The sequence below is a fragment of the Pandoraea soli genome (genome assembly GCF_902459595.1).
GTDB classification, from domain to species: Bacteria; Pseudomonadota; Gammaproteobacteria; order Burkholderiales; family Burkholderiaceae; genus Pandoraea; species Pandoraea cepalis.
This window is the reverse complement of the sequence record NZ_CABPSG010000007.1, coordinates 66,922-85,079: the sequence shown is the minus strand read 5'-3', so window position 1 is coordinate 85,079 and position 18,158 is coordinate 66,922. Positions and strand designations below refer to the sequence as shown.

Sequence of the window (18,158 nt, the reverse complement as noted above, 5' to 3'; positions counted from 1 at the left end):
CGTGCGGCGCGCTTGACGTTTATCGCGAGCGCATGGCTCACATGGAGAGGCATCCTACGTCAGACGATGTACGATGACAATGGTCAATTTCCCGGTTTACGGAGAATCCCTAGTATTTGGTGAGCCAGGTGAAATTGGGGCGGCAAGCCTTGCTTTCATTGACGATTACCAATGCCAGGGGTGCCTCGCCCGAAGGCCGACAACGCGAGATCACTCTTGTTATACGACATCTTATATTTATCGATCTTCCCCGTTTTTGTCACCCGCTCGGATGCCCGCACGATGGGGACACACAAAGCGAACAGGCAAGAAAAAACCGTCCGGACGTTGTCGCCCGGACGGCTTCTTCACGGTAACGCAGAGACCTACCTCCGCGCCCCTCCTCTCAACCCCGTATTTGTGGTTTTGGCAGGCATTACCCTTTCACGCGCTCAGCGCGGCAGTTCCGAGTGGCCCATCAGGAACTCGTCCACCGCACGGGCGCACTGACGACCTTCGCGAATCGCCCACACCACCAGCGACTGACCGCGACGCACGTCACCGGCCGCGAACACCTTCGGCAGGTTCGTTGTGTAGGCGCGCTCGCCTTCGGTCGAGGCACGCACGTTGCCGCGCGCATCCTTGTCCACGCCGAACGCGTCGAGCACGGTCTGCAACGGTGACACGAAGCCCATCGCGAGCAGCACCAGGTCGGCCTTGAGCTCGAATTCCGAGCCCGGCACTTCCTGCATCTTGCCGTCCTTCCATTCGAGACGCACGGCGATCAGCTTCTCGACCTTGCCATTCTTGCCTTCGAAGCGCTTCGTGGCCACCGACCAGTCGCGCTCGCAACCCTCTTCGTGGCTCGACGATGTGCGCAGCTTGGTCGGCCAGTACGGCCACACCATCGGCTTGTTTTCCTGCTCGGGCGGCTGCGGCAGCAGTTCGAACTGCGTCACGCGCTTCGCTCCATGACGGTTCGATGTGCCCACGCAATCGGAGCCGGTGTCGCCACCGCCGATCACGATCACCTGCTTGCCCGTGGCCAGCAGCTGGTTGGCCAGCTTGTCGCCCGCATTGACCTTGTTCTGCTGCGGCAGGAATTCCATCGCGTAATGGATGCCTTCCAGCTCGCGCCCCGGCACCGGCAGATCGCGCGGCTGCTCCGCGCCACCCGCGATCACCACGGCGTCGAACTGCGCCTGCAACTGCTCCGGCGAGATCGTCTCTTTGGAGAAGTTGTTGACGTGGGTTTCCGGCGCGTCCTTGCCGATGTAGACACCCGTGCGGAACGTCACGCCCTCGGCTTCCATCTGGCGCATGCGGCGATCGATCAACCACTTTTCCAGCTTGAAGTCGGGAATGCCGTAGCGCAGCAGGCCGCCCACACGGTCGTTCTTTTCGAACACGGTGACGTCGTGACCGGCGCGCGCAAGTTGCTGCGCCACGGCCATGCCCGCCGGGCCCGAGCCGACGACGGCGACCGTCTTGCCGGTCTTGTGCTTCGCGGGCTGCGGCTCGACCCAGCCTTCGCTCCACGCCTTGTCGATGATCGCGTGTTCGATCGACTTGATGCCCACCGCGTCGCTGTTGATGTTCAGCGTGCAGGCGGCTTCACACGGCGCCGGGCAGATACGGCCCGTGAACTCGGGGAAGTTGTTCGTCGAGTGCAGCACCGAGATGGCCGACTTCCAGTCCTGGCGATACACCAGGTCGTTGAAGTCGGGAATGATGTTGTTGACCGGGCAACCGTTGGTGCAGAACGGAATGCCGCAGTCCATGCAGCGCGCGCCCTGCATCTTTGCCTGCTCGTCGGAGAGCGCGAGCACGAACTCCTTGTAGTGCTTTACACGTGCCAGCGGTGCTTCGTAAGACTCGCCCTGGCGCTCGAATTCGAGAAAACCTGTGACCTTGCCCATGTTTCTTCAGTCGGAAAGTTTTGTGGTTACCGTGCCTCACCCGTGCGCGGCACGCCATCGGGGCCCTCACCCCGTGGCGCCGCCGCGCTAGCGGTTTCAGGCCGCCAGTGCTTGTTTTTCGTTGGCCTTGGCCATGTCGCCGAGGGCTCGCTTGTATTCGCTCGGGAACACCTTCACGAACTTGCGGCGCGCACCGTCCCAGTCTTCGAGCAGCGCCTTGGCGCGCGTCGAGCCCGTGTACTGGAAGTGACGCTCGATCAGCTCGCGCAGTTGCGCCTCGTCGGTCTGGCCGCGATGCCACAACCCCTGGCTCACCGTGCGCTCCTGCTCGCCGTGCGGCAGCACCGGATCGAGCGCGACCATCGCCGTGTTGCACTTGGCGGCGAACGTGCCGTCAGCGTCGTACACGTAGGCCACGCCGCCCGACATCCCCGCCGCGAAGTTACGGCCGGTCTCGCCCAACACGACCACCGTACCGCCGGTCATGTATTCGCAACCGTGATCGCCCGAGCCTTCCACCACGGCGGTGGCGCCCGAGTTACGCACGCAGAAGCGTTCGCCGGCCACGCCATTGAAGAAGGCTTCGCCTTCGATGGCGCCGATCAACACGGTGTTGCCCACGATGATGTTGTCTTCGGCGTTACCGCGGAAGTCGTTGGTCGGACGCACGATGATGCGCCCGCCCGACAGGCCCTTGCCCACGTAGTCGTTGCCGTCACCCACCAGATCGAGCGTGATGCCGCGTGCGAGGAACGCGCCGAAGCTCTGACCGGCCGTGCCCTTGAGCTGCACGTGGATCGTGTCGTCCGGCAGGCCGTCGTGGCCGTAACGCTTGGCCACTTCGCCCGAAAGCATCGCGCCGACCGTCCGGTTACGGTTGCGCACCGGCTGGATGAACGAGACATGCTCGCCCTTCTCGAGCGCCGGCAGCGCCTTTTCGATGAGCGTGTGATCCAGTGCGGCCGCCAGGCCGTGATCTTGTGTTTCGACATGCAGACGCGGCACGTCGGCTTCGATTTCCGGCAGATGGAAGATGCGCGCGAAGTCCAGGCCCTTCGCCTTCCAGTGCTCCACGCCCGCGCGGGTGTTGAGCAGGTCGGCGCGGCCGATCAGGTCGTCGAACTTCGAGATGCCCAGTTGCGCCATGATTTCGCGCACTTCTTCGGCCACGAAGAAGAAGTAGTTGACTACGTGTTCCGGCTTGCCCTGGAATTTCTTGCGCAGCACCGGGTCTTGCGTCGCCACGCCCACCGGGCAGGTGTTCAGATGGCACTTGCGCATCATGATGCAGCCCTCGACGACGAGCGGCGCCGTCGCGAAGCCGAATTCGTCGGCACCCAGCAGCGCGCCGATGACCACATCGCGACCGGTCTTCATCTGACCGTCGGCCTGCACACGGATACGACCGCGCAAGCGGTTGAGCACCAGCGTCTGTTGCGTCTCGGCCAGGCCCAGCTCCCACGGCGTGCCGGCGTACTTCACCGACGACAGCGGCGAAGCGCCCGTGCCACCGTCGTGACCGGCGATCACCACGTGATCGGCCTTGGCCTTCGCGACACCGGCGGCGACCGTACCCACGCCCACCTCGGACACGAGCTTCACCGAGATCGACGACGCGGCGTTCACATTCTTCAGATCGTGGATGAGCTGCGCCAGATCTTCGATCGAGTAGATGTCGTGGTGCGGCGGCGGCGAAATCAGGCCGACGCCCGGTACCGAGTAACGCAGCTTGCCGATGTACTCGGTCACCTTGTGACCCGGCAACTGACCACCTTCGCCCGGCTTCGCGCCCTGCGCCATCTTGATCTGGATCTGATCGGCCGAGACCAGATAGTCGGCCGTCACACCGAAGCGGCCCGAGGCCACCTGCTTGATCTTCGAGCGCAGCGAATCGCCGTCCTGGAGTTCGATATCGGCCTCGATGACGTCGTGACCGACGATCGATGCGAGCGATTCGCCCTTCTTGATCGGAATGCCCTTCAACTCGTTGCGATAACGGCGCGCATCTTCGCCGCCCTCACCCGTGTTCGACTTGCCGCCGATACGGTTCATGGCAACGGCCAGCGTGGCGTGCGCTTCGGTCGAGATCGAGCCGAGCGACATGGCACCGGTGGCGAAGCGCTTCACGATGTCCTTGGCCGATTCGACCTGATCGAGCGGGATCGCGCGCTGCGGATCGACGCGGAACTCGAACAGACCGCGCAGCGTCATGTGACGCTTGCTCTGGTCGTTGATGAGGTTCGCGTACTCCTTGTACGTCTGGTACGAGTTCGAACGGGTCGAGTGCTGGAGCTTGGCGATGGCGTCCGGCGTCCACATGTGATCTTCGCCACGAATGCGGAACGCGTACTCGCCGCCCGCGTCGAGCATGTTCGCGAGCACCGGGTTGTCGCTGAAGGCGTCGCGATGCAGGCGCACCGCTTCCTCGGCCACTTCGAAAATGCCGATACCGCCGACGTTCGACGCCGTGCCCTGGAAGTACTTCTTGACCAATTCCTGCGACAAGCCGATGGCTTCGAAGATCTGCGCGCCCGTGTACGACATGTAGGTCGAGATGCCCATCTTCGACATGACCTTGTGCAGGCCCTTGCCGACTGCCTTGACGAAGTGCTTGACCGCCTTCTCGGGCGTGAGGTCGCCGCCTTGCTTGCGGGCGATCTGTGCGAGCGTCTCCATCGCGAGGTACGGGTGAACGGCTTCCGCGCCGTAGCCCGCGAGCAATGCGAAGTGATGCACTTCGCGCGCCGAACCGGTTTCGACCACCAGGCCAGTGCTCGTGCGCAGACCTTGCGCGACCAGATGCTGATGCACGGCCGAGGTCGCGAGCAGCGCCGGGATGGCGACTTGTTCGCGATTCGTCAGGCGGTCCGACACGATGAGGATGTTGTAGCCCGACTTCACCGCGTCGATGGCTTCGGCGCACAGCGACGCGAGGCGCGCTTCAATGCCCTCCTTGCCCCACGCGACCGGATAGCAGATGTTCAGCTCGTACGAGCGGAATTTGCCGCCGGTGTACTTGTCGATGTGGCGGATCTTCGCGATTTCCTTGAAGTCCAGCACCGGCTGCGACACTTCGAGACGCATCGGCGGGTTGATGTTGTTCGTGTCGAGCAGGTTCGGCTTCGGGCCGATGAACGACACCAGCGACATCACCATGTTCTCGCGGATCGGATCGATCGGCGGGTTCGTCACTTGGGCGAACAACTGGCGGAAGTAGTGATAGAGCGTCTTGTTCTTGTTGCTCATGACCGCGAGCGGGCTGTCGTTGCCCATCGAGCCCACGGCTTCTTCGCCGTTGATCGCCATCGGCGTCATCAGCAGCTTTACTTCTTCCTGCGTGTAGCCGAAGGCCTGCTGCAAGTCGAGCAGCGGCGTAGCCGAATCGTGATGCACACCGGCCTCTTCGACCTTCGGCTCGATCTCGTCGAGCTTGATACGCACGGCGTCGATCCAGCTCTTGTACGGCTTCGCGTTGGCGAGGTTGTCCTTGAGCTCCTTGTCGTCGATGATGCGGCCCTGCTCCATGTCGATCAGGAACATCTTGCCCGGCTGCAGGCGCCACTTCTTGACGATCTTCGACTCGGGAATCGGCAGCACGCCCGACTCCGAGGCCAGGATGACCATGTCGTCGTCGGTAATCACGAAGCGCGCCGGACGCAGACCGTTACGGTCGAGCGTCGCGCCGATCTGACGGCCGTCGGTGAAGGCGATGGCGGCAGGGCCGTCCCACGGCTCCATCATCGCGGCGTGATATTCGTAGAACGCGCGGCGGTTGTCGTCCATCAACGTGTGCTGTTCCCAGGCTTCCGGGATCATCATCATCACGGCGTGGGCGAGCGGATAGCCTGCCATCGTGAGCATTTCGAGGCAGTTGTCGAACGATGCGGTGTCCGACTGGCCCGGGTAGATCAGCGGCCACAGCTTCTGCAGATCGTCGCCGAGCACGGCCGACGAAATCGCGCCCGTGCGGGCGTTGATCCAGTTGACATTGCCCTTGACGGTGTTGATTTCACCGTTGTGCGCGACCATGCGGTACGGGTGCGCCAGCTCCCATGCCGGAAACGTGTTGGTCGAGAAACGCTGGTGCACGAGGGCGAGTGCCGAGACGGTACGCGGATCGGCCAGATCACGGTAGTAGCGGCCAACCTGGTCGCACAGCAGCAGCCCCTTGTAGACGATCGTGCGCGCCGACATCGACGGCACGAAGTATTCCTTGCCGTGCTTGAGCTTGAGCGCCTGAATGCGGTGGCTTGCCGTCTTGCGGATGACGTACAGCTTACGCTCGAGGGCGTCCGTCACCATGATGTCCTGCCCACGGCCGATGAAGATCTGACGGATCACCGGCTCGGTCGCCTTCACGTTGGGTGACATCGGCATGTCGCGATCGATCGCGACATCGCGCCAGCCCAGTACGACTTGCCCCTCGGCCTTCACGGTACGCTCGAGTTCCTGTTCGCAGGCCAGACGCGACGCGTGTTCCTTCGGCAGAAAGATCATGCCGACACCGTATTCGCCGGCCGGCGGCAGGGTCACGCCTTGCCGGGCCATCTCTTCGCGGTAGAACTGATCGGGAATCTGGAGCAGGATGCCGGCCCCATCACCCATCAACGGGTCGGCGCCCACGGCGCCCCGGTGATCGAGGTTTTCGAGAATCTTCAGGCCCTGCTCGACGATGGCATGACTCTTCACGCCCTTGATGTGGGCCACGAAGCCGACGCCACAGGCATCGTGTTCGTTGGCCGGGTCGTACATGCCCTGAGCGTCCGGCGCCAAGTACGCCTCACCCGGCACCGCTACGGCCGTTGCAATCGGTTGCTGTTTCTTTTCCACGAGTTACACCGTCTCTTGGCGAGGTCGCCGCGCGCATACTCGTCGCGGTCGACCGGGTTAAGTGGGGGTGGCCGGGTGGGCCAGGGCTGCGGATTCGCGCGCGTCGAAGTTCGTTCTCGGGCGTCGCCACAGGGGCCGACTCAGCGCGCACGCTTTTGCGCATCGCACCAATCGGCCGAAGTTGGAATATACGCCAAGGAATTCACAAAGACAAAATATTTTAATGGGGTCAGACCCGCATTAAAAACCGCACTCGCTGACGAGCGCTTTTTATTGGGGTCAGATTAATTTCGACTGGCGCACGGTCGTCAAAAAATTCCGTGATTTCAATTAGCTAGAGAAATCGCGGCAGACCGGCACCGGCCTGTCGTCATCCAGCGTCAGAGGGCGTCCGAAATCGCTTTGCGCGGACGCCCACGCGTGAGAGGACTCACGCGCCGGTTGGCGGCGAGTGACATGCGAGCCTGATAATCGGGCCCGCCGAGCAGCCATCCTTTCTGCGTTGCTGTACGCAATGCGTCGACCTCAGGTGCCGGCAGCGGGATCGAAAACCCCTCCGCGTAAGCGCGTTGACGCTCGAACGGCGTATTGCCGAGCGCCCAGTACAGCGCGTGGTCCGTGACCAGACTATCGACCGTGAGGCCGACGTGATGGAGGTAACTCGACCACAGGTAATTCCCGGGCGCATCCGCCAGCCCCGCGCGCACCGGGTTGAGTTCGACGTACCGGCTGGCAAGCAGCAGATAGTGGTCGGCTTCGATGACCGTGGCACGATACCGCCCTTCCCAAAGCGTGCCGGTGCGCTGGTGACGGCGGTTGAAGTACAGCACGTAGTAGCGACCGACGGCCTGAAGCGTGGCCGGAAGGCTGCGCTCGTCTGCGGGCGTGGCAACCAGATGCAGATGGTTCGGCATCATGCACCAGGCGTGAATCGCCAGCCCGTTGGCGCGCGCAGCGTCGCGCAACCGGTCGTGAAATACACGCCGGTCCTCGTCGTCGACGAAGATCGCCTGTCGGTTATTGCCGCGCAGAATCACGTGCTGCGGTTGGCGTGGAATGAAAAGTCGCGGTAATCGGGCCATGCGGATTCAAATGTAATTCTTTAAAGCTCGATATCACGATCGTCGAGAGGGTTTCATCATAAAAAACCTCTTTAAATACTGATATCTAGCCAAACCCCGTTGATTCGTACAAAAACTCTAGATACGGCGATTGCGCCGTGAAATCCCAAGTGCATAATGCATCGAAAAATAAATAAATAATCTTGGGAGGATAGACAAATGACAACTCGGGCCTATCGGTCCGCGGCGTGCCTGTGCGCGCTCGGACTCTTCGTTTCCCTGGTGCCCACCCGCGCCAGCGCACAACAAGCCGGCGACAATGTCGTCAATCTCGGATGGTTTCACATCGCGCCGCAGGACTCCAGCAAGCCGATGACCACAAGTGTCACCCAGGAAGGGCTCACCCCAAGCCTGGTGCCGTCGAACTTCACGTCCCCCGGAAGCGGCGCGAAGGTCAGTAACGCCGACACGCTCGGCCTCGTCATCACCCACTTTGTCACCGACAACATTGCCGTGCAGACCGTCGCCGGCATTCCCGCCAAGTTCAAGCTTACCGGACAAGGCGTGATCGCCCCCCCAGGACTGGCCGGCGCGCTCACGAGTATCGACCTTGGCGCGCCACAAAACAATCCGATCGTGCAGAGCGTGCGTCAATGGAGTCCGGCGCTTGTGTTCCAGTATTACTTCGGCCAGGCCAATTCCACCTGGCGCCCGTTTCTGGGGGTCGGCGTGAGTTATACGTTCTTCACGAACGTCAATCTCAATCCGAATTTCGAAGCGGCGTTGAATCAGAACTTCGGCAGCGTGCTCGCCTTCACTTCCGGGCATAACGGGCCGACCACCGTCGAAGCGAAATCGTCAGCGTCGTGGCAACCGGTTTTCAATGCCGGCATTTCCTACGCCTTCGACAAACACTGGGTCGCCAGCGCCTCCGTTTCTTACGTCCCCCTCAAGACCACCGCGAACATCAAGATCAAGGCACAGGACGGCACGGTCCTCTCTTCCTCCGACGCCGAGATCAAACTGAACCCGATTGTCACCTTCGTCTCGCTCGGCTACAAGTTCTAGACTCAGCGTGCGGGACGCATGATGCGTTCGACATATCGGACTCCGCAGTGAAATCCTAAAGGCGTGCCCAGGGCGTCAGGGCACGCTTTTCGCCCGTCCAGCGCATTTTTCTAGGGGCATTCCATGAGTCGATGCATGGAAACAACACCTTTAGAGCGCGCACTCCAGACTCTTGCTATCCGCTGTTATGCCCCGTCGGCATAATGGCCTTGAATTTCATTTACCGAAATTCTCGACAATAAAGAATCTTGAGCAGGAGACGAATCGATGAAGTTGAAGCATTTGACGATGGCTGCCGTGGCCACGCTTACGGTGTCCGGGACCGCGTTTGCACAGCAAGCCGGCGATAACGTTGTCAACCTTGGCTGGTTCCACCTCTCGCCCCAGGTTTCCAGCGATCCGCTGCATGTGACCGGATCGAACGTTCCGGGTCTGGCCGCAGCAGTGAATAGCCGACTGGGCAATACGGGTGCCCAAGTCGACGACGCCGACACCGCGGGCCTCACGTTTGCCCACTTCTTTACCGACAACATCGCCGTGGAAGCCGTCACCGGCTTCGCGCCGAAGTTCCGCCTCTACGGACAAGGCAACCTCGCGTTGCCGGGTGGCGGCTCGCTGGCGTCGGCCAAGCAGTGGAGCCCGGCCTTGTTGCTGAAGTATTACTTCGGACAGGCAAACGACACATGGCGTCCCTTCGTCGGCGTTGGGGTCAGCTACTTCTGGTATACGAACATCGAACTGACGCCGGGCTTCCAATCGCTGGCCAGCAATGCACTGACGGGCGGCCCAGGCGGCAACACGACGGCCAAGCTGACCAACTCGTGGGCGCCGGTGTTCAACGCCGGTATCAACTACAACATGGACAAGCACTGGACGCTCGCATTCTCCGTGTCGTACATCCCGGTCAGCACCACGGCCAAGATGACGACCACCCGCGGCCCGATCACTACGACCAGCGAAGCCAAGGTCAAGCTGAATCCCGTGGTGACGTTCCTGTCGCTGGGTTACCGCTTCTAAGCTGGCATCTGGCCCCGCATCCCGATTCGTTTGCGGGTCCACCGCCCAGCTCGCTGGTCAGCCGCCTAGAGGCAGCAAAAGTCGCACCAAGCCGTTAAGAAAACGCCGCCTTGCGCGGCGTTTTCGCATTTTCGCCCGCAATGTCGGCAGATTCTTACGCGATCTTCAGCCAACGCGACGCAACTTTCTTGGTTTTCCAACACTCTTTGAAGGTGTACGCACGCGAACGGCCGCGCCATAATGGCCGCTCGCCTCAGGGTTCCACCGGCGTTGTTCTCCCCCAGGTCTGACGGACGCCGTATTTCAATACCACCTCTTGGGAGTCTGAAAATGGGAATTGCCTCGAAAGCGGAAACGGTACTCAACAGCAGCCTGGACGACGCGCGCTTCGCCGGCCGACGTACCGCACGCGCAGCGCGTCTGGCGAGTCATGACGTCTCGTCACGCGTGCGAGATCTGCTCGACGATCTGGACCACGCGCTGTCCAACGCAAAGTCGGCGTCGGACGTCGATGCCCTGCGCGCCGAGATTGGCGACAAGCTTCGCGAAGCCCGCAGCGAATTTGGCGACGCCCGCGCGAACCTGCGCCGTCGCGCCAACGAGGTCTGGGAGGAAGCCGACGGTTATGTCCACGAGCGCCCATGGCAAACCGTTGGCACCGTGGCGGCTGTTGCGCTGGTGCTCGGATTCATTGCGGGACGCAGCTAACTCACTCGCCGGCGGTGCCGTTGTGCACCGGCAGACATCGAACGTGACGCCTGGGGGCACCCTGCGCTCATCGTCACGCGCGAGGTGGCAATAGCGAAACAGCCGGCGAAAGCCGGCTGTTTCGCATCGTATTCCAAGGCACGCGTCAGAGCGTCGGCTCGATGGTAAAGAGACGGCTGTATTCCTTGATTGCGTACCGATCCGTCATCCCCGCAATGTAGTGCGCGATCCAGCGTGGCTGATCCGCTGCGTGTTCGGTGCGGTAGTTGGGTGGCAGCAAGCGAGGGTCGGCAAGAAACGCGTTGAACAACTCCTGAACGATGCGCTGCGCTTTCGCTGCCATACGCATCACCAGATAGTGCCGGTATAGATTCTCGAACAGAAACCGCTTGAGTCGCCCGGCCTGCTCACGCATCTCGCCGCTAAAGGCCACCAACGGTCCCGCGCCACGCACATCGTCAATGGAGAACGGCGAAGCATCGGCCACGCGTTGGCGCGTGGTCGTGATCAGGTCGACGATCAGCGCATTGATAATCCGTCGCGTCGTTTCGTGCACCAGCCGCCGTCCGGAAATCTCCGGCCATGCAAGCCGCGCCTCGGCGCAATAGCGTTTCCAGAGCGGCACTTCGTCGAGTTGATCGAGCGATAACAAGCCGGAGCGCACACCATCGTCGATATCGTGATTGTTGTAAGCGATCTCGTCCGCAAGATTGGCAATCTGCGCTTCCATGCCGGGCTGCCGCCCCTTCAGAAATCGCTCACCGAGCGCTCCCAGCCCTCTCGCATTCGCGCGAGAACAGTGCTTGAGAATGCCTTCGCGCGTCTCGAAGCAGAGGTTCAACCCGTTGAAGCCGCCGTAATGCTCTTCGAGTTCGTCGACAACGATAAGGCTCTGCAGATTGTGCTCGAACCCGCCGTAGTCTTGCATGCAGGCATTGAGTGCGTCCTGCCCGGCGTGGCCGAAGGGCGTGTGACCGAGGTCGTGCGCCAGCGCGATCGCCTCGACGAGATCCTCGCTGACGCGCAGATTTCGCGCGATCGACCGGCCGATCTGCGCCACTTCCAGACTATGCGTCAGGCGCGTGCGGAACAGGTCGCCCTCGTGATTCACGAACACTTGCGTCTTGTATTCGAGCCGGCGGAACGCCGTCGAATGAATGATGCGGTCGCGGTCGCGCTGAAATTCGGTCCGCGTCGTAGGCGCGGGTTCCGCAAACCGCCGTCCGAGTGACGCGCTCGAGCGCGCCGCGTAGGAGGCGAGCGACGCTTCGTAATCGATCATCGCCAGCCCTCCTTTCCTAGATGTTGGCGCGCAGCGTCGCGCGAAGTTCGGTTTCGGGAACGCTCGTCATGAATGCCTGCCCCAATCGGTTGAGCAGTACGAAGCGGATGTCCCCGCCCTCCGCCTTCTTGTCGACCCGCATCAGATCGATGTAGCGATCCTCCCCCAGATCCGGCCCCGCGACCGGCAGCTTGGCCGCCACGATCAGGGCCTTGATACGCGGTACAAACGCCGCGTCGATAAAGCCCAGACGCGCCGACAGGTCGGCTGCCATGACCATGCCGCACCCTACCGCCTCGCCATGCAGCCATTCGCCATAACCGAGTCCCGCTTCGATGGCATGGCCGAACGTATGACCGAAGTTCAGCGTGGCACGCAGGCCTTGTTCGCGTTCGTCGCTGGCGACGACCTGCGCCTTGATCTCGCACGAGCGCTGCACGGCGTAGGTCAGCGCCGCCGTATCGCGGGCATTCAATGCTTCGATATTGGCCTCGATCCAGTCGAAGTACGGTTCATCGGCGATCGCGCCATGTTTGATCACTTCCGCCAGCCCAGCGGCCAGCTCACGATCCGGCAAGGTGGACAACGTGCCAATGTCGGCCAGCACGGCGCTCGGCTGCCAGAACGCTCCGATCATATTCTTGCCGAGCGGGTGGTTGATCCCCGTCTTGCCACCGACCGACGAATCCACTTGCGCAAGCAGTGTCGTCGGCACCTGCACGAACGGGACACCGCGCATGTAGCACGCCGCGGCAAACCCCGTCATGTCGCCGACGACGCCGCCGCCCAGCGCGATCAATGTCGCCTTGCGGTCCGCCTGAGCGCCAAGCAGTTCGTCGAAAATCAGGTTGAGCGTGTGCCAGTTCTTGTGCGCCTCGCCGTCGGGCAGCACGGCGGTGACCACACGCTTGCCGAGCCGTTGGAGCGTTGCCGCGACGCGCTCGGCGTAAAGCGGGGCGACGGTAGTGTTCGTCACGATCACGGCGTGCGTGCCGCGCACGTGCGGCGCAAACAAGGCCTCCTGCGTGAGCAGATCGGTGCCGATGTGGATCGGATAGGCGCGCTCGCCCAGATCGAGTTTGAGGGTCTTCATGCCGCTTATTGTCATGTTCAGCGATATCGGCGATATCAGCGAGGAAAGGTGTCAGGCGCTGGCGCTACGGGCGGTGTGTGCGATGCGTCATCGCGGTCGGCCTGCTGCGCCAGCTTAGCGTCGCCCCCGGCCGCCCGAGCGGCTTCACCGTCACCGTGCGCACCGTCCGGCTCATCCCCATGCACACCGACTTGCCCGTCGTCAGGTACATCGGATGGCAGACCGGTGCTGCTGGGAACGATCCCTGCGATCTCCAGTTGCATCAGCACCATGTTGACGAGCGCATTTACGCTCGGCCGCCCCGTTTCAATGACGAAGGTAGCGCACTCGCGATACAGCGCGTCGCGCTCTTTGAACAACTGCTCGAGACGCGCGCGTGGATCGGCCGTTTGCAGCAGCGGACGGTTCTTGTCACGACGTGTGCGTAGCCAGAGGTCATGCGGATTGGCTCGCAAATAGACCACCGTGCCGCGCGACTTCATGTGTTCGCGGTTTTCCGCGCGCAGCACCGCGCCCCCACCGGTGGCGAGTACGATTCCGCTACATTGGGTGAGTTCGTCGATGGTCTGGGCTTCGCGCTGACGGAAGCCATCCTCGCCTTCGTGCTCGAAGATGATCGGAATGCGCACGCCCGTGCGCGCTTCAATCTCATGGTCGGAGTCATAGAACTGCCGCCCAAGACGTCGTGCCACTGCGCGCCCAACCGTGGTCTTGCCCGCCCCCATCAGTCCGACAAGTATTACGTTTTCCAGCATAAATCGCTGATATTTGGGTTCCAGCCCCCGATGATACCGGGATATGCGTCGGGCGTGCGGAACGCGTCAACTCGGAGAGCACCCCGGTGAGCCGGTGATGACCTAACGGCAGGTCATTTTTCGGAGGCTCGAGCGAGACGCCTGAGGAAGCCGCCTTATCCTCGGCCTCGCCGTCCGTCCGGCCGTCGGGCACCACACTGGGCGTCAGAAACACCAGCAGTTCCGTGCGGCGGTCGTCGTTGGCTCGATTACGAAACAGCGCGCCCAGCAATGGCACATCGCTCAACCACGGCACGCCGGCTCGACTGTCGCGTCGTTCTTCCTGGTAGATCCCGCCAATGGCCACCGTCCCTCCGTCCTCGACCTGCACCTGCGTTTTGACATGCCGAGTATCCACGGCAAACCCCTGCGCCACCGCCTGCCCGACACTGTCCTTGCGCACATCGACATCCAGAATCACCTGACCGTCCGGGGTAATCAGCGGCGTCACTTCGAGCCTCAACGTGGCCTTGCGGAATTGGATCGACGTCGCATTGCGGCGGCCACTTTGCGTCTGGTAGGGCAGCTCCGTGCCCTGTTCAATGAGCGCCTGAATCTTGTCCGCCGTGACCACGCGAGGCCGGGAGACGACACGACCACGCCCACTTGTCTCCAATGCTGAGAGTTCCAGTTGCAAGAAGCGTGTGGCGGAGCGGCCAAAAAGCGTGATCGCCAAGCTTGGCGGCGCCACGCCGGCCAGCGCCGCCGCAGGCAACCCGATGTCCAGCGCACTGCCCAATGGCGTTCCACCTCCGCTATTCGCGCCCGCACCACCCCGTGAATCCTCCACGGCTGGCCGCTCGCCGGGTTTCTGCTTGCCTTCGCCGCGACCGAGCTGTCCCGTGAGCCTGACACCGAGCGACTCGCTGAAGCGGTCGTCGGCCTCGACAATGCGGGCCTCGATCAACACTTGACGGACCGGAACGTCGATTCGCGCGATGAATACAGCCAGCGCATCGAGCTTTTCCGGTAAATCGGTCACGAACAATTGGTTCGTGCGCGGATCGGCAATCAAGCTGCCTCGCGCGGACAACAATCGTTGCCCCTTGCGGTCTTTCTCGCCCATGATGATCTCGCGCAGCGCCAACGCACGTGGATAGTTCAGCGTGAAACGACGGCTGGCCAGCGGCAGCAACGCCTCGCGCTTCGCGGCCGCTTCGAGTTGCGTCTGCTCGTCAGCCAGCAGGTCGGCACGCGGAGCGATCCAGTCGACGCCGTTCAACGATTGAACGCCGAGACCGGCACTCCGGACCATGACGTCAAACGCCACGACCGCCGAGACGCGCTGCACTTCCATGTCGAGACGCCCGGTGACGCGCTCGCCGATCACCACACTGCGTCCGGTGAGACGGGCGAACGCCCGTAGCGCATCGGCCGCCTCCACGCCATGGAGTGTCACGTCGACGGTCAACGTGTCGGAATCTTCCGGCGCAGGCCCCTGTCGCAGCGGGCCTTCGCTCCAGGTCGCCGCCAATCCCGCAGCCGACGTCCGGTGAAGCACGACCCGACGCGATCCCGCGCGCATCGATCCGACAGGCGTCCCGTCGTCGACCGGCGACTGCGGGCTGGACGCTGCCATCGTCACGGCGTCCTGTGCTGAGCGGCGCGTGAGCGGCGTGCGAAACACGTCGATCGTGTCCGCCGGCATCTGCCAAGGAGGGGCCGGGGGCGGTAACGTCGGCAAGGGTCGCCCGGAAGGCACACCGGGAAGGTCTGCGGGACGTCGCCAGGCGTAGGCGGCCACCGTGGCGGTGACTCCAGCCTCGGCCTCTCCCACCGCCGTCGCACCGGAGGTCCCCAAGGCCGGCCCCTGAAGCAACAGGTGCTCGATCGTTAGATGCCGTGGCATCCGGTCGACCTCGGCGAGCCAGTCGAGTAGATTCGCGACTCGCCCCCCGACGCGCATTTCGGCACGCTCGATTTCGAGGTCCCCCACCGACGCGGCGGGCCCCGGCCGTGCTGCCTCCAGCGTCAGGCCCGATCGCGCGGCAAGGCGCTCAATATCGGCGCGCCACGCCGAGCGCGTGTCGTCAGCGAGGTCCGGTAGCGAGGATGCTGCCGGGTGCTGTGCCGGCGCGTCCGCTCCTTGGCTCGCCTCGGTTGCCGCTTCCCCCACGATCTGCGCGGCGAGCGGAAGCTGGCGATGCCAAGCCCTCGTCTCGGCCTCTGCGTCACGCAGTGTTGCCATCAAACCGGGTAAGCGACGCGCGGCGTCGTTGGCCCGATCCCACCTCTGCTGCTCGGCGGCAAGATCCTTCTGCAAGGTTGCCCTTACGGGCAGGCCGACCAGCCACCAGACCGACCACACCAACAGAAACCCCACCAGCCAGGCAAGGATGGCCACCCCCCACCGCACGGGCGGCGTCCACTCGGCCGGCGAGACCGACGTCCACGCCGTCCATCGCGCACGCCAGCGGTCCGCTACATCACGAAAAATGTCACGGACATCGTCCGGCGGAGGGCGCTCAGCGTACATCGGGCACCTCCTCACTCGGCAGCCCATCGACTTCTGCATTGACCGATAGCGCAACGGGCCTCGATGCGCGCTTCAGTTCGATACGCAACGTGAAGCGGCGAAGGGTCGGCACGGAGGCCTGTGTCGCCCCGCCGGCCCACTGACGCCTGACGGTCTCCGGGACGACGCTCGATTCGACTTCCGCGACTTTTCGCACCCATGGCAGCGTCCTCAATCGCTTCTGCGTTTCGCGTACTCGCGATTGCGTCGTTGCATAGCCTTCGACACGCGCTTGATCCTTGCCTATCTTCACGGACGTCAATCGCACGCCGTCGGCGCACGCGCGCATGATGTCGAGCAACCGGTTCGCGACGGGCTGCCGACGCTCGATCAACGCCGCAGCCGCCCGACGATGGGCATCCATCGCCGCCAACTCACGCCCGGCAGCCTCGAACGCAGTGATCTGCCCGCCGAGTTTCTCGCTTGTCGCACGTAACGTCGTCATTTGCGCCTGCGTTTGCTGGCGCAGGGAGATATCGCGAGCAATCGGCGCGAGCGATGCGAGCCCACCACACGCGGCCACGCACACCCATATGCGCCATTGCCGCCCAAACTCGCGCTGCCGGCGCTGGGCCAGCGTGGGGAGGAAATCAAGTGGAGGAAATTGCACCTTCATTCGCATGTCACGCCCCTCATCGACATGGCACGCAACGCCAGTCCGCACGGCACGGCAAGCGCAGTCCGCTGCGCGAAAGTCTGGCGTCGTGGCCCGGACGGACTCGACGATTCGAATCGTCGCAGGGGATCGAATGGCCGCACAGGGATGCCGCAGGCCGCTCCGACCGCGTCGCAGATCGCCACGAGCTCCCCAGGACTCGCGCCTTGCGTCGCGATATGCATGACGCCTACGGCGACCGGCAGCTTGCCCGACAACTCGCGCACCACGCTTGCCAACGCGTCCGGATGGCCGCCGACACCGTCGAAACGTTCTCTGACGTCGGCCACGCAGGTGTGCCCATCGAAGACCGACAGATCGAGGTGATGCGCGTCGATTTGCAGCAACCCCATCGGTGCGCGCGGCGACTCCGATGCGATCGCATCGCCACCGACCGGCCATGCCCATCGGAAGGCTCGTCGCCCGGCCTCGTGCGCCGCATCGGTCGCATGCACACGAAGTCCCGACATCTCGAGCACCGCGACGCGGCCATCGACCAATTCTGCTTCACAGGCGTACAAACGCAGCCGATAGTTGCCCGGGTCGGCCCACGTCACGCCCACGCGATGGCGCAAGGCGGGATTGCCGTCACCGGGCAGCAGCAAGGCCGCACGGCGCTCGCACCACGCTCGCAACGCACGCGGCGGCAAATCCTCCGGACACTCGACAACCTGCGTTTTCAGCCCGTGCGCGGGCAACGCCAGTACGATAGTGTCGTCCCGCAGATCCTGCGCGTGGGTGCCGAGCCGCTCCAACAGCTCCTCCAGGCGACGCGCAGCGGCCTCCGGCTTGACGATCGACGCGCCGCGCAAAATGTCGTCCTCGAGCACGGCAGTCCCACAGGCGTCCAGACGCAACTGCGCGGGTCCGGCCACCCGGGTCAGGCGAACGAAATGCATGCCGCCGGCGTCGAAATGAATACCGCAACCGCCGCCCCCGGCACGCGGCAACGCCGCCGCCAGTTGGCTGCCCATGTGGCGCACACCGCGCAGAACCGCTTCGATCATGACATCCTCCCGTTTCTCACCCAGTCGATGTCATCGATGCTATCCAGCGCGACGCAGCAGCCCAATCGGACCAGTCCGAATCCTCACGGTCGCCGGGCAAACGCGATGCAGTTTAGGAATCCGCGCCGGCATTTGCTCGTCCGACTCCTATACCCCATAGGCCAGAACTCCGATTTCGGGGGACTGCGGCGGGAGGCGTCGGGTCGTTCGTTATAATCGGTTCATTGATT

11 protein-coding genes and 1 pseudogene are annotated in these 18,158 nt (G+C 63.1%); 3 read left to right on the top strand and 9 right to left on the bottom strand.

Going from position 1 to position 18,158, the window contains the following annotated elements; genetic code table 11:
• Positions 1–431: 431 nt before the first annotated feature.
• From PSO31014_RS13945 to PSO31014_RS13935, 3 genes are all read right to left on the bottom strand, one after another.
• Positions 432–1,898, bottom strand: coding sequence for a glutamate synthase subunit beta (locus tag PSO31014_RS13945; protein ID WP_150552157.1), 1,467 nt, complete (start codon positions 1,896–1,898; stop codon positions 432–434).
• 96 nt (positions 1,899–1,994) lie between these two features.
• Positions 1,995–6,728: a glutamate synthase-related protein gene (locus tag PSO31014_RS13940; protein WP_484555846.1), complete on the bottom strand. Its 4,734-nt coding sequence runs from the start codon at positions 6,726–6,728 to the stop codon at positions 1,995–1,997.
• A 380-nt stretch (positions 6,729–7,108) separates the two neighbouring features.
• Entirely contained in the window at positions 7,109–7,810 is a 702-nt protein-coding gene (locus PSO31014_RS13935) for a transposase (RefSeq protein WP_150552156.1), read from the bottom strand.
• Between the two features lie 198 nt (positions 7,811–8,008).
• On the opposite strand from PSO31014_RS13935, the gene PSO31014_RS13930 reads away from it, so the two are divergent.
• From PSO31014_RS13930 to PSO31014_RS13920, 3 genes are all read left to right on the top strand, one after another.
• Positions 8,009–8,857 (top strand): OmpW/AlkL family protein, encoded by an 849-nt coding sequence (locus PSO31014_RS13930; RefSeq protein ID WP_150552155.1) that lies wholly within the window; start codon positions 8,009–8,011, stop codon positions 8,855–8,857.
• A 267-nt stretch (positions 8,858–9,124) separates the two neighbouring features.
• Complete coding sequence (locus PSO31014_RS13925) at positions 9,125–9,874, top strand: OmpW/AlkL family protein (RefSeq protein WP_150552154.1); 750 nt, start codon at positions 9,125–9,127, stop codon at positions 9,872–9,874.
• A gap of 330 nt (positions 9,875–10,204) precedes the next feature.
• Positions 10,205–10,582 (top strand): ElaB/YgaM/YqjD family protein, encoded by a 378-nt coding sequence (locus PSO31014_RS13920; RefSeq protein ID WP_174976514.1) that lies wholly within the window; start codon positions 10,205–10,207, stop codon positions 10,580–10,582.
• A 145-nt stretch (positions 10,583–10,727) separates the two neighbouring features.
• Here the strand turns inward: PSO31014_RS13920 and PSO31014_RS13915 are convergent, their stop codons facing one another.
• From PSO31014_RS13915 to pilM, 6 genes and pseudogenes are all read right to left on the bottom strand, one after another.
• On the bottom strand, positions 10,728–11,864 hold the full coding sequence (locus PSO31014_RS13915) for a deoxyguanosinetriphosphate triphosphohydrolase (protein ID WP_150552152.1): 1,137 nt from the start codon (positions 11,862–11,864) through the stop codon (positions 10,728–10,730).
• A 16-nt stretch (positions 11,865–11,880) separates the two neighbouring features.
• The gene (aroB, locus tag PSO31014_RS13910) at positions 11,881–12,957 is read right to left on the bottom strand and encodes a 3-dehydroquinate synthase (protein ID WP_150552151.1); all 1,077 of its coding nucleotides are present in this window, start codon (positions 12,955–12,957) and stop codon (positions 11,881–11,883) included.
• 236 nt (positions 12,958–13,193) lie between these two features.
• A pseudogene (locus PSO31014_RS13905) lies at positions 13,194–13,712 on the bottom strand (shikimate kinase); the annotation flags it as partial.
• Complete coding sequence (gene pilQ / locus PSO31014_RS13900; RefSeq protein WP_174976513.1) at positions 13,618–16,227, bottom strand: type IV pilus secretin PilQ; 2,610 nt, start codon at positions 16,225–16,227, stop codon at positions 13,618–13,620. The gene pilQ and the pseudogene PSO31014_RS13905, both read right to left, overlap by 95 nt.
• Positions 16,217–16,876: a PilN domain-containing protein gene (locus PSO31014_RS13895; RefSeq protein ID WP_150552148.1), complete on the bottom strand. Its 660-nt coding sequence runs from the start codon at positions 16,874–16,876 to the stop codon at positions 16,217–16,219. Before PSO31014_RS13895 ends, pilQ begins: the two co-directional genes overlap by 11 nt.
• 2 nt (positions 16,877–16,878) lie before the next feature.
• Entirely contained in the window at positions 16,879–17,928 is a 1,050-nt protein-coding gene (gene pilM / locus PSO31014_RS13890; protein WP_150552147.1) for a pilus assembly protein PilM, read from the bottom strand.
• Positions 17,929–18,158: the final 230 nt, after the last annotated feature.

Coding starts and splice junctions, on each gene's coding strand:
- PSO31014_RS13945 (WP_150552157.1), bottom strand. CDS start 1,898: ATGGGCAAGGTCACAGGTTTTCTCGAATTCGAGCGCCAGGGCGAGTCT.
- PSO31014_RS13935 (WP_150552156.1), bottom strand. CDS start 7,810: ATGGCCCGATTACCGCGACTTTTCATTCCACGCCAACCGCAGCACGTG.
- PSO31014_RS13930 (WP_150552155.1), top strand. CDS start 8,009: ATGACAACTCGGGCCTATCGGTCCGCGGCGTGCCTGTGCGCGCTCGGA.
- PSO31014_RS13925 (WP_150552154.1), top strand. CDS start 9,125: ATGAAGTTGAAGCATTTGACGATGGCTGCCGTGGCCACGCTTACGGTG.
- PSO31014_RS13920 (WP_174976514.1), top strand. CDS start 10,205: ATGGGAATTGCCTCGAAAGCGGAAACGGTACTCAACAGCAGCCTGGAC.
- PSO31014_RS13915 (WP_150552152.1), bottom strand. CDS start 11,864: ATGATCGATTACGAAGCGTCGCTCGCCTCCTACGCGGCGCGCTCGAGC.
- aroB (WP_150552151.1), bottom strand. CDS start 12,957: ATGAAGACCCTCAAACTCGATCTGGGCGAGCGCGCCTATCCGATCCAC.
- pilQ (WP_174976513.1), bottom strand. CDS start 16,227: ATGTACGCTGAGCGCCCTCCGCCGGACGATGTCCGTGACATTTTTCGT.
- pilM (WP_150552147.1), bottom strand. CDS start 17,928: ATGATCGAAGCGGTTCTGCGCGGTGTGCGCCACATGGGCAGCCAACTG.